Consider the following 13455-nt stretch of genomic DNA (forward strand, 5'->3'; position numbering starts at 1 on the left):
GGCGTCACCGCCTTCCTGCAACTTGAATTATTTAGAGTATGTAGACAGAAAAAAGCAAAACGCCGCCATCCAGCCTTCTCAGGCCTTCTAAGCGGCGTTTTTAGCGTACAGGCGAATCAGAACTGCATCAGTTCTGCTTCTTTCTCTGCCAGCGCCGCATCAACTTTCTTGATTGCTGCGTCAGTCAGTTTCTGTACGTCGTCCTGAGAACGGCGATCGTCATCTTCGCTGATCTCTTTTTCTTTCAACAACGCTTTCACTTTGTCGTTTGCATCGCGGCGTACGTTACGTACCGCAACACGCGCGCCTTCAGCTTCACCACGTACGATCTTGGTCAGATCTTTACGACGTTCTTCAGTCAGCGGCGGCAGCGGAACGCGGATGTCAGAGCCCGCAGAGCTTGGATTCAGACCGAGGTCGGAAGCCATGATTGCTTTCTCAACGGCTGGACCCATAGAACGGTCAAATACGTTGATTTTCAGGGTACGGGAATCTTCAACCGTTACGCTTGCCAGCTGGCGCAGCGGAGTCGGCGTGCCGTAATATTCCACGACAATACCATCCAGCAGGCTAGGAGAAGCACGACCCGTGCGAATTTTGCTGATTTGGTTTTTGAACGCTTCGACGCATTTGTCCATGCGTACTTCAGCATCTTTTCTGATATCGTTGATCACGTTACGAATCCTTGAAAGCTTGTTTCAGTCAGACCATACCCGCCACGCAAGATGTGACAAGTATAGTCTTGATTAATTTTGAGGGACGTATCCCGCGACATTAAAGCGGAATATTACCTGCATTTAGCCGCAACGGGAATTATTCCGTGATTAACGTGCCTTCTTTTTCACCCATAACAACACGGCGCAGTGCACCTGGTTTGTTCATGTTAAAGACACGAATCGGTAATTTGTGGTCACGAGCCAGCGTGAACGCGGCAAGATCCATTACTTTCAGCTCTTTATCCAGTACTTCAGTGTAGGTCAACTGTTCGTACATGGTCGCCGTGGGATCTTTAGCCGGGTCGGCAGTAAATACGCCATCGACTTTGGTGGCTTTCAGAACCACATCCGCTTCAATTTCAATACCGCGCAGGCAGGCTGCAGAATCGGTGGTGAAGAACGGATTGCCGGTACCCGCAGACAAAATAACAACGCGGTTGTTACGCAGCAGGCTGATAGCTTCGGCCCAGCTGTAGTTATCACACACGCCGTTCAGAGGAATTGCGGACATCAAGCGAGCGTTCACATAGGCGCGGTGAAGCGCATCGCGCATCGCCAGACCGTTCATTACGGTGGCTAACATGCCCATGTGGTCGCCCACAACGCGGTTCATCCCCGCTTTCGCCAGACCAGCGCCACGGAACAGGTTACCACCACCAATCACTACGCCAACCTGAATACCCAGCTCAACCAGCTCTTTGATTTCCTGAGCCATGCGGTCGAGGATGCTTGCATCAATACCGAAGCCTTCTGAACCTTGCAGAGCTTCGCCACTTAACTTAAGCAGAATACGTTTGTAGACGGGTTTTGCATTGGTAGCCATGTTTCTTTCCTGAGACTGTCAACGAATGAGATGAGTTAATTCCGGCGACATTGTATGTCGCTTTTCAGCATGACCACTATAGCGGTTCGCTGAATTTACAAGCCAGACACAAAAAGAAGCCGCCCTCAGGCGGCTCCTTTAAAAATTAAGACTGCTTGGACATCGCAGCAACTTCTGCTGCAAAGTCAGTCTCAACTTTCTCGATGCCTTCACCCACTTCAAAGCGGATGAAACCGGTTACGTCAGCGTTATGCTCTTTCAGCAGCTGACCAACAGATTTGCTCGGTTCCATGACGAAAGGCTGACCGGTCAGAGAAACTTCGCCGGTGAATTTCTTCATGCGGCCTTCAACCATTTTCTCTGCGATTTCTTTCGGCTTGCCAGACTGCATAGCGATGTCCAGCTGAACCTGGTATTCTTTTTCTACCACTTCAGCGGAAACGTCTTCCGGCTTAACGAATTCTGGTTTGCTTGCAGCAACGTGCATTGCCAGCTGTTTAACCAGTTCTTCGTCAGCGCCAGTTGCAGCAACCAGAACACCGATACGAGCACCGTGCTGGTAGTTACCCAGAACTTCGCCTTCCAGGGAAGCAACGCGACGGATGTTGATGTTCTCACCGATTTTAGCAACCAGAGCAACACGTTCTTCTTCGAACTGTGCTTTCAGAACTTCAACGTCAGTGATTTTGCCAGCAACGGCAGCGTCCAGTACTTTGTCAGCAAATGCCTGGAAGCCAGCATCTTTAGCAACGAAGTCAGTCTGGCAGTTAACTTCCAGAATGAAAGCGATGTTGCCGTCGATTTTGGTTTTGATTACGCCGTCAGCAGCAACGTTGCCTGCTTTTTTCGCCGCTTTGATTGCACCGGACTTACGCATGTTTTCGATTGCCAGCTCGATGTCGCCATTAGCTTCAGTCAGTGCTTTTTTGCAATCCATCATGCCTGCGCCAGTACGCTCACGCAGCTCTTTTACCAGGGATGCGGTAATTTCAGCCATTCTAAAATCCTCGGAAGATTTGATCTGCCCGGCATGAAACCGCACAGATTTAAAAGTGAAAAAGGGGGCCATATACAGGCCCCCTAACCAAACGTGATACTACCTGGCCTATATCCGTCATTCTTCCAGCTGCAGGTGCGTTGTTTTCCTTACTCACCCCAGTCACTTACTTATGTAAGCTCCGGGGGATTCGTTGCGTCAACGCCTTCCTGCAACTCAAATTATCTTGGATATATAAGGGGTCGCTCTAACGAGCGTGCCTTATTATTCAGCTTCTACGAAGCTTTCTTCCGCCTGGGAAGCCAGATCCTGAGAACGGCCTTCACGAACGGTAGTAGCTACAGCGCCCAGGTACAGGGTCACAGCACGGATTGCGTCGTCGTTACCCGGGATAACGAAGTCAACACCGTCCGGATCAGAGTTGGTATCAACGATAGCAAATACTGGGATACCCAGGTTGTTTGCTTCTTTGATAGCAATGTGCTCGTGGTCAGCATCGATTACGAACAGAGCGTCCGGCAGACCGCCCATGTCTTTGATACCGCCCAGGCTGTTTTCCAGTTTCTCAAGCTCACGAGTACGCATCAGCGCTTCTTTCTTGGTCAGCTTTTCGAAAGTACCGTCCTGAGACTGAGTTTCCAGATCTTTCAGACGTTTGATGGACTGACGAACGGTTTTCCAGTTAGTCAGCATACCGCCCAGCCAGCGATGGTTCACGAAGAACTGGTCGCAGCTGTTAGCAGCTTCTTTCACCGCTTCGCTTGCAGCGCGTTTAGTACCAACGAAAAGGATTTTACCTTTACGAGCAGAGATCTTGTTCAGTTCAGCCAGAGCTTCGTTGAACATCGGTACAGTTTTCTCAAGGTTGATGATGTGAACTTTGTTACGCGCACCGAAGATGAACGGCTTCATTTTCGGGTTCCAGTAACGGGTCTGGTGACCGAAGTGAACACCAGCCTTGAGCATGTCGCGCATGGAAACAGTTGCCATGATTAAAACCTCTATATATAAAAGTTGGGGTTAAGCCTCCACGCATCCCATATTACCGACCCCAAAGGGCACCCCGGAATATGTGCCGATACGTGTGTGTTGTTACACAAAGTGAGATTTGTCGCTCCCGTCCATCGTGTGTAGTCTTCGAATGGATCGGAAGTCCGGCGCGCTTTATACCACAAATACGCCACCGACACCAATAATTGTTGGCGGTCTGTGCTGAATGAACGATGAATTTCGTGTTACAGGAAGGCGGCAAATTTTTGAATCCCCGGGAGCTTACAACCAGTAAGTGACTGGGGTGAAAAAATGTAGCCAACGCATCTGTGGCACGAAAGGCGAAGTTCAGAATGATTCTCAATTTGGCAGGGTACACCCCAGACTGATACCATTGACAGCACTTACACAATTATTGTCGAAATAATCGACACTGATGGACAGAATTCATGGCTATCTCAATCAAGACCCCTGAAGAAATCGAAAAAATGCGCGTCGCTGGCCGCCTGGCCGCTGATGTACTGGAAATGATCGAACCGTTTGTTAAACCGGGCGTCAGCACCGGCGAGCTGGATCGCATCTGTAATGACTATATCGTGAATGAGCAACAGGCTATTTCCGCCTGCCTGGGCTATCACGGCTATCCGAAATCCGTATGTATCTCTATTAATGAAGTCGTGTGCCACGGGATCCCGGACGACGCTAAACTTCTGAAAGACGGCGACATCGTCAACATCGACGTAACCGTGATTAAAGACGAGTACCACGGCGATACCTCCAAGATGTTTATCGTCGGCAAACCTACTATTCTGGGCGAGCGTCTGTGCCGCGTCACACAGGAAAGCCTGTATCTGGCGCTGCGAATGGTAAAACCGGGAATTCGCCTGCGCACGCTGGGCGCTGCAATTCAGAAATATGCGGAAGGCGAAGGTTTCTCTGTTGTTCGTGAATACTGCGGTCACGGTATCGGTCGCGGCTTCCATGAAGAGCCACAGGTTCTGCACTACGATGCAGACGACAGTGGTGTGGTGCTGCAGCCGGGCATGACGTTCACCATAGAACCGATGTTGAATGCCGGTGATTACCGCATCCGCACCATGAAAGACGGCTGGACGGTGAAAACCAAAGACCGGAGCTTGTCTGCACAGTACGAGCATACTATTGTAGTGACGGAAAACGGCTGTGAAATTCTGACGTTACGCAAGGATGACACCATCCCGGCGATCATCACACACGGCGAATAATGTTTTGCCTGATGGCGATGCATTCGCATCTTATCAGGCCTACAAATTGTACTACTTAGTAGGCCGGATAAGGCGTTCACGCCATCATCCGGCTTTTTAATGGGTGGCGCATAATGAATACTCTTCCTGAACAGCACGCAAATACTGCCCTCCCCACCCTGCCTGGCCAACCGCAAAACCCAGGGACATGGCCACAGCAAGATCTCAACTGCTCCGGCATTAAAGCGCATATCGACACCTTTCAGAACTGGTTAGGCGAAGCGTTTGACAGTGGAATTTCCGCAGAACAGCTCATTGAGGCCCGCACCGAATTTATTGACCAACTGCTACAGCGTTTGTGGATAGAAGCAGGGTTCGGGCAAATTGCCGATCTGGCGCTGGTTGCCGTTGGCGGCTACGGGCGAGGCGAATTGCACCCGCTTTCCGATATTGACCTGCTGATCCTGAGTCGTAAAAAGCTGCCTGATGCGCAGGCCGAGAAAGTCGGTGAGCTGTTAACGCTGCTATGGGACGTGAGGCTGGAGGTTGGGCATAGCGTGCGTACGCTGGAAGAGTGTCTGCTGGAAGGATTGTCAGATTTAACCGTCGCCACCAACCTGATTGAAACTCGCCTGCTGATCGGCGATGTGGCGCTGTTTCTGGAGCTGCAAAAGCATATTTTTAGCGAAGGTTTCTGGCCTTCCGACAAGTTTTACGCTGCCAAAGTGGAAGAGCAGAATCAGCGCCACCAGCGCTATCACGGCACCAGCTACAACCTGGAGCCGGACATCAAAAGCAGTCCCGGCGGCCTGCGCGATATCCATACCCTGCAATGGGTGGCCCGCCGCCATTTTGGTGCCACCTCACTGGACGAAATGGTCGGCTTCGGCTTTTTGACACTGGCAGAACGCGCCGAGCTAAATGAATGTTTGCATATCCTGTGGCGGATTCGCTTCGCCCTGCATCTGGTCGTTAGTCGTTACGACAACCGCCTGCTGTTTGACCGCCAGCTCAGCGTGGCGCAACGGCTAAACTACGGCGGCGAAGGCAACGAGCCTATCGAGCGGATGATGAAAGACTATTTCCGCGTCACCCGACGGGTCAGCGAACTGAATCACATGCTGTTGCAACTGTTCGACGAGGCGATCCTCGCCATGCCCGCCGATGAAAAACCGCGCCCGATTGATGACGACTTCCAACTGCGCGGCACGTTGATCGATCTGCGCAACGACGACCTGTTTATCCGCAAACCCGAAGCGATACTGCGGATGTTTTACATCATGGTGCGTAACAGCGCGATCAGCGGGATTTACTCCACCACGCTGCGCCATTTGCGTCATGCCCGCCGTCATTTAACGCAGCCGCTGTGCTACATCCCGGAAGCGCGATCGCTGTTTCTCAGTATGTTACGCCATCCAGGCGCGGTGAGCCGCGGTCTGCTGCCGATGCATCGCCACAGCGTGTTGTGGGCCTATATGCCGCAATGGTCGCATATTGTCGGCCAAATGCAGTTTGACCTGTTTCATGCCTATACGGTGGATGAACACACCATCCGCGTAATGCTCAAGCTGGAAAGTTTTGCTAACGAAGAGACCCGTCAGCGCCATCCGCTATGCGTGGATCTATGGCCGCGTCTGCGACAGCCGGAGTTGATTCTGATTGCCGCGCTGTTCCACGATATCGCCAAAGGTCGCGGCGGCGATCACTCGGTGCTCGGCGCTCAGGACGTGCTCAAGTTCGCCGAACTGCACGGCCTGAATTCCCGCGAAACGCAGCTGATCGTGTGGCTGGTTCGCCAGCATTTGCTGATGTCGGTGACCGCTCAGCGCCGCGATATTCAGGATCCCGAAGTGATCAAGCAATTCGCCGAAGAGGTACAAACGGAACACCGTCTGCGCTTTTTGGTGTGTCTGACCGTCGCAGATATTTGCGCCACCAACGAAACGCTGTGGAATAGCTGGAAGCAAAGCCTGCTGCGCGAGCTGTACTTCGCGACGGAAAAACAACTCCGTCGTGGCATGCAAAATACGCCGGATATGCGTGAGCGTGTACGCCATCATCAGCTTCAGGCGCTGGCGCTACTGCGAATGGACAACATTGATGAAGAAGCGTTGCACCACATCTGGTCACGCTGTCGCGCCAACTACTTCGTGCGTCACAGCCCAAATCAGCTGGCCTGGCATGCGCGCCATCTGTTGCAGCACGATCTCAGCAAGCCGCTGATCCTGCTCAGCCCACAGGCCACGCGTGGCGGGACGGAGATTTTCATCTGGAGCCCTGACCGCCCTTACCTGTTTGCCGCCGTCTGCGCTGAACTGGACAGGCGTAATCTTAGCGTCCACGATGCGCAGATTTTCACTACCCGCGATGGGATGGCGATGGATACGTTCATCGTGCTGGAACCGGACGGCAGCCCGCTGTCTTCAGACCGACATGAAGCGATCCGTTTTGGACTGGAACAGGCCATCACGCAGCGCAGTTGGCAGCCACCGCAACCGCGTCGCCAACCGGCAAAATTACGCCACTTTACCGTCGATACTGAAGTTACCTTTTTGCCGACCCATACCGACCGAAAATCATTCCTGGAGCTTATCGCTCTCGACCAGCCCGGCCTGCTGGCGCGGGTCGGGCAGATTTTTGCCGATCTGGGAATTTCGCTGCATGGCGCCCGAATTACAACCATTGGCGAGCGAGTAGAAGATTTATTCATAATCGCCACCGCCGACCGGCGCGCCCTTAATAATGAGCTGCAGCAGGAAGTGCATCAACGGTTGACAGAGGCCCTCAATCCAAACGATAAAGGGTGATGTTTTTATTTATTATGGAAAGAGTTTAACAATGCAGCAGTTACAGAACGTTATTGAGTCCGCTTTCGAGCGCCGTGCCGACATTACTCCGGCAAATGTAGATACCGTAACCCGCGAAGCGGTGAATCAGGTTATTTCTTTACTGGATTCCGGTGCACTGCGCGTCGCAGAGAAGATTGAGGGTCAGTGGGTCACGCATCAGTGGCTGAAAAAGGCGGTCCTGCTCTCTTTCCGTATTAACGATAATCAGGTCATCGAAGGTGCGGAAAGCCGTTACTTCGATAAAGTACCGATGAAATTCGCCAACTACGACGAAGCGCGCTTCCAGAAGGAAGGTTTCCGCGTGGTTCCGCCTGCGGCCGTGCGTCAGGGTGCGTTTATCGCCCGTAACACCGTGCTGATGCCATCTTACGTAAACATCGGCGCTTATGTTGATGAAGGTACGATGGTTGATACCTGGGCAACAGTCGGTTCCTGTGCGCAAATCGGTAAAAACGTACACCTGTCCGGCGGCGTTGGCATCGGCGGCGTACTGGAGCCGTTGCAGGCTAACCCGACCATCATCGAAGACAACTGCTTCATCGGCGCGCGCTCTGAAGTGGTTGAAGGCGTGATCGTCGAAGAAGGTTCTGTTATCTCCATGGGCGTGTACATCGGTCAGAGCACCCGTATTTACGATCGCGAAACTGGCGAAGTGCATTATGGTCGCGTTCCGGCAGGCTCCGTGGTCGTCTCCGGCAACCTGCCGTCGAAAGATGGCAAATACAGCCTGTACTGCGCGGTGATTGTGAAGAAAGTCGATGCCAAAACGCGTGGCAAAGTGGGAATCAACGAACTGTTGCGCACTATCGACTAACAGCGATTTGAAAAAGCGGGCTTAGCCCGCTTTTTTTACATCTGCGAGTGGCATAAACAAGGCTTTTCGTTAATTATTCAATGGTTATAGTGAGCTTAAGGGTACCGCTATGTATGACAATCTGAAAAGTCTGGGCATTACTAATCCTGAAGAGATCGATCGTTACAGCCTGCGGCAAGAAGCCAACAACGATATCCTGAAAATCTATTTCCAAAAGGATAAAGGCGAGTTTTTTGCCAAGAGCGTGAAGTTCAAATATCCCCGTCAGCGCAAAACGGTGGTAGCTGATGGCATCGGCCAGGGTTACAAAGAAGTGCAGGAGATCAGTCCCAACCTGCGCTATGTGATCGATGAACTGGATCAGATCTGCCAGCGCGATCGCAGCGAAGTCGATCTTAAACGCAAGATCCTTGATGATTTACGTCATCTCGAAAGCGTCGTGACCAACAAGATCAGCGAAATTGAAGCCGATCTGGAAAAACTGACGCGTAAATAAGCCGTTTGTTGCCGGATGGCGGCGTCTTACGCCTTATCCGGCCTACAGGTATATCCTCGTAGGCCTGATAAGCGTAGCGCCATCAGGCAGTTAATCAATGTTGTTCATCCAGTTGTAACGCCACATACAGCAGCAGTCTGTCGTCAAAATTCCCCAGATCCAGTCCGGTCAGTTCTGAAATACGATTCAGGCGATATTCCAGCGTATTGCGGTGAATAAACAGTGCCTTTGAGGTGGCCAGCGGCTGGACGTTATGACGAAACCATGCCGCCAATGTCCGACGCAGCAACCCATTGTTATCCATCGCTTTCAGCCTCACCAACGGACGCGCCAGCTCATTGGCCTGCCAGCCGCCGCGCAGGCTGTCCAGCAGTACTGGCAGCATCAAATCCTGATAGAAATAGCTACGGCTTTCCGGCATCCGCTGCTTGCCGACCATCATGGTAGTGCGCGCCGTACGATACGAACGGGCAATGCTACCGGGCCCGGTAAAATAGTTGCCCAGCGATACGCGAAAACGCAGCTGTCCGTTCTCTTTCATACGGGCAATAAGCTGCTCAACGCGCTTACGATGATCTTCAGCGTCCCAGCGGCCAAACTGATTGAGCGCCGGTTTCAGCACCACCATCTCGGTCAGGGAAACAATCGCAATCAGATTATTACGTTCGGGTGTGGTCAACGCATTCTGCAATTGCTGTAACTCCGCCATCGCACTGTCAACGCCAAGCTGGCCACTATCGACCTCCAACACCGCCACCACGCGTGGCTGGTTCAAATCAATGCCTAAACGCTGGGCCCATTCCATCAGCGCTGGCGTATTCTCTTCCGCCTGAATCAGGTTCATCACCAGCTCTTCACGCAGACGGCTATCCTGCGCTAACAGATGCATCAAGCGCGACTGTTCCAGCATCATTTCGGCGGTCATACATACTAACTCGCCGTATTTGCGCAGATGCTCCGGCTCGCCGGTAAGGCCGATAACGCCAACGATTTCGCCTTCCAGACGCAGAGGCAGGTTTATCCCCTGTCGTACACCGTGCAAGTGACGTGCCACCGCATCGTCGATATCGACCACCCGACCCTGCGAAAGCACCAGCAGCGCGCCTTCGTGCAATTCACCAATACGTTCGCGATCGCCGCTGCCGATTATCCGCCCACGGGCATCCATTACGTTGATATTGGTATCAATGATGCGCATGGTACGCGCCACGATATCCTGCGCCATTTTGGTATCAAGATGCCAACCAGCCATAAACCCCTCCTGTGAGCAGAGCTCAAGCATAGGGAAGATAATAAGCGGCGACATTGTGCAAATGCACAAAGCGAAAGGGAGAAGTATGGAGTTGTGGGAAGTATCACAAAAAGAAACCCCTTCCTGTGCAGGAAGGGGTTGAGGGAGATTACTGCATCAACAGATAGATGGAGCTGTCACCGCGCTGAATGTTCAGCGCCAGTACAGCCGGTTTGCTGTCGAGGATTTTGCGCAGTTCAGCGATGTTTTTCACCGGCTGCTGGTTCGCGCCGATAATCACATCCCCTTTCTTCAGGCCAATCTGTGCAGCCGGAGAATTCGGTTTCACGTCGCTTACCACGACACCTTTGTCCTGGCCTTTGTTGCTCATATCGGCACCTTCGATGCCTTTAAAGATAGAGCTGGAGTCAACCTGAGTCTGGCTGCTCTGCTGCAATTCCAGGTTCACGGTGACCGGCTTACCGTCACGCAGCAGACCCAGGGTGATTTTGCTGCCAACCGGCATCGTACCGACCTGCGCACGCAGGGCGGCGAAGCTGCTGATAGGTTTGCCGTTCAGGGAGGTAATCACATCCCCGGCTTTAATCCCCGCTTTCGCTGCGGAAGAGTTCGGCATCACCTGGCTGACGAATGCGCCACGCTGGGCGTCAACTTTCATCGCTTTCGCCAGCTCAGAGCTCAGCTCGGTACCCATAATGCCCAGCTCACCGCGTTTAACCTGGCCAAACTCAACCATCTGCGAGGTCAGGTTTTTCACCATGTTGCTTGGGATCGCAAAACCGATACCGATGTTACCGCCGTCCGGTGCGAGGATCGCGGTGTTAATACCAATCAGCTCACCGTTCAGGTTGACCAGCGCACCACCGGAGTTACCCCGGTTGATCGCAGCATCCGTCTGAATAAAGTTTTCGTAGTTCTCCGCGTTCAGGCCACTACGTCCCAGCGCAGAAACGATACCGGAAGTCACCGTTTCACCAAGGCCAAACGGGTTACCAATTGCCACGGTGTAATCACCCACGCGCAGCGCATCGGAATCTGCCAGCTTAATCGCCGTCAGGTTTTTCGGATCCTGAATTTGGATCAGCGCGATATCGGAGCGCGGATCTTTACCCACGATCTTCGCGTCAAATTTACGACCATCGCTCAACTGAACTTTAATCACCGTGGCGTTATCTACCACGTGGTTATTGGTCACGACATACCCTTTCGCGGCATCAATAATTACGCCGGAACCGAGTGCCATAAATTTCTGCTGCTGGCCGCCGCCATTGTCAGCGCCCGGTGCGCCGCCCTGGCAGAACGGTGAACTCTGGAACGGAGAACCGTCCTGGCAGAACGGTGAATTATCACCGAAGAACTGCTGGAAATTACGCGGCATGCGCGGCGTATTTACCGTCGTGCTCCCCTCGACGTTAATACTTACCACCGATGGCATCACTTTTTCGAGCATCGGGGCCAGGCTTGGCATCTGTTGGGCGGTCATTGCTGAAGACGACGTCTCAGCCGCTGTAGCAGACAGGGGGGACAACGCCAAACCTAAACTCAGAGCCAGTGCACTCATTGCTAATGTGGTTTTTTTCATGTGTTTCGTTCTCGATTAACAGGTAACGCAAAATTGCTGTATACGTCAGAGTCGTTTTATAGCGCTAAGTTCCAGAATTAAGTTTAAGGAAAAAGTAAAATTTTATTGTCCGTCTTTACAAATGAGTATTTATTGTTCTACGGCCATCAAGCGACGATATTCATCCCAGGCATACAAATCTGTCATTCCGCTGATATAATCCTGAATCAGCCGACAGCGATAATAATATTCCAGAACCGAATACTCGGCGCACCCCGTCGATATTTTACTAACCGCCTCAACATACGCAAGACGATGGCGGGTAGACAACTTCTGAAATAAACGGGACTCGATAGGAAAACGTTTTACTCTTTCATTGTCGACCAGTTCAGAAAAATCTGACTGAGACATTTTTAATAACGGCTGATAGATCTCCAGCAACCCGCTGATCACCCGATAGCCCTGTAGTTCCAGTTGTTCAACATCCGGATGGCTAAACACATGTTTTACCGCCACATTTTTATAAACACCCAGTAACTGGCTGAAGCTACTTGCATCTTCTAGCAGCGCATGATTAAAGCTGCCTTCATAAATCTGCGGCAAATTATCAATAAACCGCTGGGCCGCATATGGCACCAGTTTATTCAGCGTATTGACGCGTAAATACATAAAGAACTGATCTTCGGTACTCCGGCTTAATGTATTTGAACGTGACTTCTCCCAGGCGTTCTCAACAACCTGGCTAAACAGGGAACCTTTTTCATGCTGCCCCCACGCCTCATGCAGGTGGTGATAAAGTTGCTCGACGCTAAAAATTCTTTTCTCAACGGCATCTTCCAGATCCGCCACGCAATAAGAGATATCATCGGCAGCTTCCATAATCCAGGTTAATGGAAAGCGACTGTAAGGCGCTAATGATAATTCTTTACGCAACCGCTCAATATACGGTTCTTCAGAAAGGTAATAACCCGGCTTCTTCATTAAATAGTTGTGTGTCTCGGGTGCACTGCCGCGCCACCACGCCGGACGGGTATATTTTAAAATACCGCCAACCTGCGCCCAGGTAAGGTTCATACGCATCAACGTATGCACAAGGCGAATACCCTGCGCATTGCCTTCAAAATGGCACAGGTCCTGGCGTACCTTACGGCGAATATCATTCAGCGACTCTTCGCCTTCACGCAATCGTAATGCCGTCACCTGGCAACGGTCATCACTTAGGGGCTGACTTTCTGCGTCTGCGGGATACAGTCGCTGGCGAAACCAGTCATTAATTGCCGCCTCCCCAAAATGGCCAAACGGCGGATTACCAATGTCATGCATCAGGCAGGACATTTCGACAATACTCTCAAATGGCCCTGTCAGTTCATCCAGGCCATACAGCTCCAGCAGCTTTAGTTCTTTCAGTCGGCTGAGGATCTCTTTCGCGATATAGCGCCCAACCTGCTGAACTTCCATCGAGTGCGTCAAGCGCGTGCGTACTGCCGCATTACGCTCCAGCGGAAAGACCTGCGTTTTTTGTTGCAGTCGGCGAATGGCCGGTGAATTGATAATACGTCCGCGATCGCTTTCGAAAATACGCAGGATCTCATGCTCAGTCTTCACGCCCTGCGGCGAACGGTAACGACGATGCCAGTTTATTTTTTTTCGGAAATCGATCTGTGCCATGTCCTCTCCCGCCTGAGAAATGCGCTACCCCTTAAGCGCATGATAGACTATGCCCTCAAATCTGGC

11 protein-coding genes are annotated in these 13455 nt (G+C 52.0%); 4 read left to right on the forward strand and 7 right to left on the reverse strand.

Going from position 1 to position 13455, the window contains the following annotated elements; all coding sequences use genetic code 11:
- Positions 1-116: 116 nt before the first annotated feature.
- From frr to rpsB, 4 genes are all read right to left on the reverse strand, one after another.
- Positions 117-674, reverse strand: coding sequence for a ribosome recycling factor (gene frr, locus BZK40_RS16700; RefSeq protein ID WP_003018547.1), 558 nt, complete (start codon positions 672-674; stop codon positions 117-119).
- 139 nt (positions 675-813) lie between these two features.
- Positions 814-1539, reverse strand: coding sequence for a UMP kinase (pyrH, locus tag BZK40_RS16705; protein WP_003018549.1), 726 nt, complete (start codon positions 1537-1539; stop codon positions 814-816).
- 145 nt (positions 1540-1684) lie between these two features.
- On the reverse strand, positions 1685-2536 hold the full coding sequence (gene tsf, locus BZK40_RS16710; RefSeq protein WP_003018551.1) for a translation elongation factor Ts: 852 nt from the start codon (positions 2534-2536) through the stop codon (positions 1685-1687).
- Positions 2537-2800: 264 nt separating this feature from the next.
- Positions 2801-3526 (reverse strand): 30S ribosomal protein S2, encoded by a 726-nt coding sequence (rpsB, locus tag BZK40_RS16715; RefSeq protein WP_003018553.1) that lies wholly within the window; start codon positions 3524-3526, stop codon positions 2801-2803.
- A 449-nt stretch (positions 3527-3975) separates the two neighbouring features.
- Between rpsB and map the strand changes: the two genes are divergently transcribed.
- The 4 genes from map (at position 3976) to BZK40_RS16735 (ending at position 8908) form a co-directional block, all read left to right on the forward strand.
- Entirely contained in the window at positions 3976-4770 is a 795-nt protein-coding gene (map, locus tag BZK40_RS16720; RefSeq protein ID WP_079934972.1) for a type I methionyl aminopeptidase, read from the forward strand.
- A 113-nt stretch (positions 4771-4883) separates the two neighbouring features.
- Positions 4884-7556 carry a bifunctional uridylyltransferase/uridylyl-removing protein GlnD gene (gene glnD, locus BZK40_RS16725; protein ID WP_003829184.1) on the forward strand — a complete coding sequence of 891 codons (2673 nt, stop codon included), beginning with the start codon at positions 4884-4886 and terminating at the stop codon, positions 7554-7556.
- A 31-nt stretch (positions 7557-7587) separates the two neighbouring features.
- The gene (gene dapD, locus BZK40_RS16730; RefSeq protein WP_003829186.1) at positions 7588-8412 is read left to right on the forward strand and encodes a 2,3,4,5-tetrahydropyridine-2,6-dicarboxylate N-succinyltransferase; all 825 of its coding nucleotides are present in this window, start codon (positions 7588-7590) and stop codon (positions 8410-8412) included.
- Positions 8413-8521: 109 nt separating this feature from the next.
- Positions 8522-8908, forward strand: coding sequence for a DUF3461 family protein (locus BZK40_RS16735; protein ID WP_005132126.1), 387 nt, complete (start codon positions 8522-8524; stop codon positions 8906-8908).
- A gap of 94 nt (positions 8909-9002) precedes the next feature.
- Here the strand turns inward: BZK40_RS16735 and cdaR are convergent, their stop codons facing one another.
- From cdaR to dgt, 3 genes are all read right to left on the reverse strand, one after another.
- On the reverse strand, positions 9003-10160 hold the full coding sequence (gene cdaR / locus BZK40_RS16740) for a DNA-binding transcriptional regulator CdaR (RefSeq protein WP_003829189.1): 1158 nt from the start codon (positions 10158-10160) through the stop codon (positions 9003-9005).
- 148 nt (positions 10161-10308) lie between these two features.
- Positions 10309-11742 carry a serine endoprotease DegP gene (degP, locus tag BZK40_RS16745; protein ID WP_003829191.1) on the reverse strand — a complete coding sequence of 478 codons (1434 nt, stop codon included), beginning with the start codon at positions 11740-11742 and terminating at the stop codon, positions 10309-10311.
- A 129-nt stretch (positions 11743-11871) separates the two neighbouring features.
- The gene (dgt, locus tag BZK40_RS16755) at positions 11872-13389 is read right to left on the reverse strand and encodes a dGTPase (protein WP_079934973.1); all 1518 of its coding nucleotides are present in this window, start codon (positions 13387-13389) and stop codon (positions 11872-11874) included.
- Positions 13390-13455 lie beyond the last annotated feature (66 nt).

The sequence above is a fragment of the Citrobacter portucalensis genome (assembly GCF_002042885.1).
Taxonomy (GTDB): Bacteria; Pseudomonadota; Gammaproteobacteria; order Enterobacterales; family Enterobacteriaceae; genus Citrobacter; species Citrobacter portucalensis.

Coding starts and splice junctions, on each gene's coding strand:
- cdaR (WP_003829189.1), bottom strand. CDS start 10,160: ATGGCTGGTTGGCATCTTGATACCAAAATGGCGCAGGATATCGTGGCG.
- degP (WP_003829191.1), bottom strand. CDS start 11,742: ATGAAAAAAACCACATTAGCAATGAGTGCACTGGCTCTGAGTTTAGGT.
- dgt (WP_079934973.1), bottom strand. CDS start 13,389: ATGGCACAGATCGATTTCCGAAAAAAAATAAACTGGCATCGTCGTTAC.
- glnD (WP_003829184.1), top strand. CDS start 4,884: ATGAATACTCTTCCTGAACAGCACGCAAATACTGCCCTCCCCACCCTG.
- dapD (WP_003829186.1), top strand. CDS start 7,588: ATGCAGCAGTTACAGAACGTTATTGAGTCCGCTTTCGAGCGCCGTGCC.
- rpsB (WP_003018553.1), bottom strand. CDS start 3,526: ATGGCAACTGTTTCCATGCGCGACATGCTCAAGGCTGGTGTTCACTTC.
- pyrH (WP_003018549.1), bottom strand. CDS start 1,539: ATGGCTACCAATGCAAAACCCGTCTACAAACGTATTCTGCTTAAGTTA.
- tsf (WP_003018551.1), bottom strand. CDS start 2,536: ATGGCTGAAATTACCGCATCCCTGGTAAAAGAGCTGCGTGAGCGTACT.
- map (WP_079934972.1), top strand. CDS start 3,976: ATGGCTATCTCAATCAAGACCCCTGAAGAAATCGAAAAAATGCGCGTC.
- BZK40_RS16735 (WP_005132126.1), top strand. CDS start 8,522: ATGTATGACAATCTGAAAAGTCTGGGCATTACTAATCCTGAAGAGATC.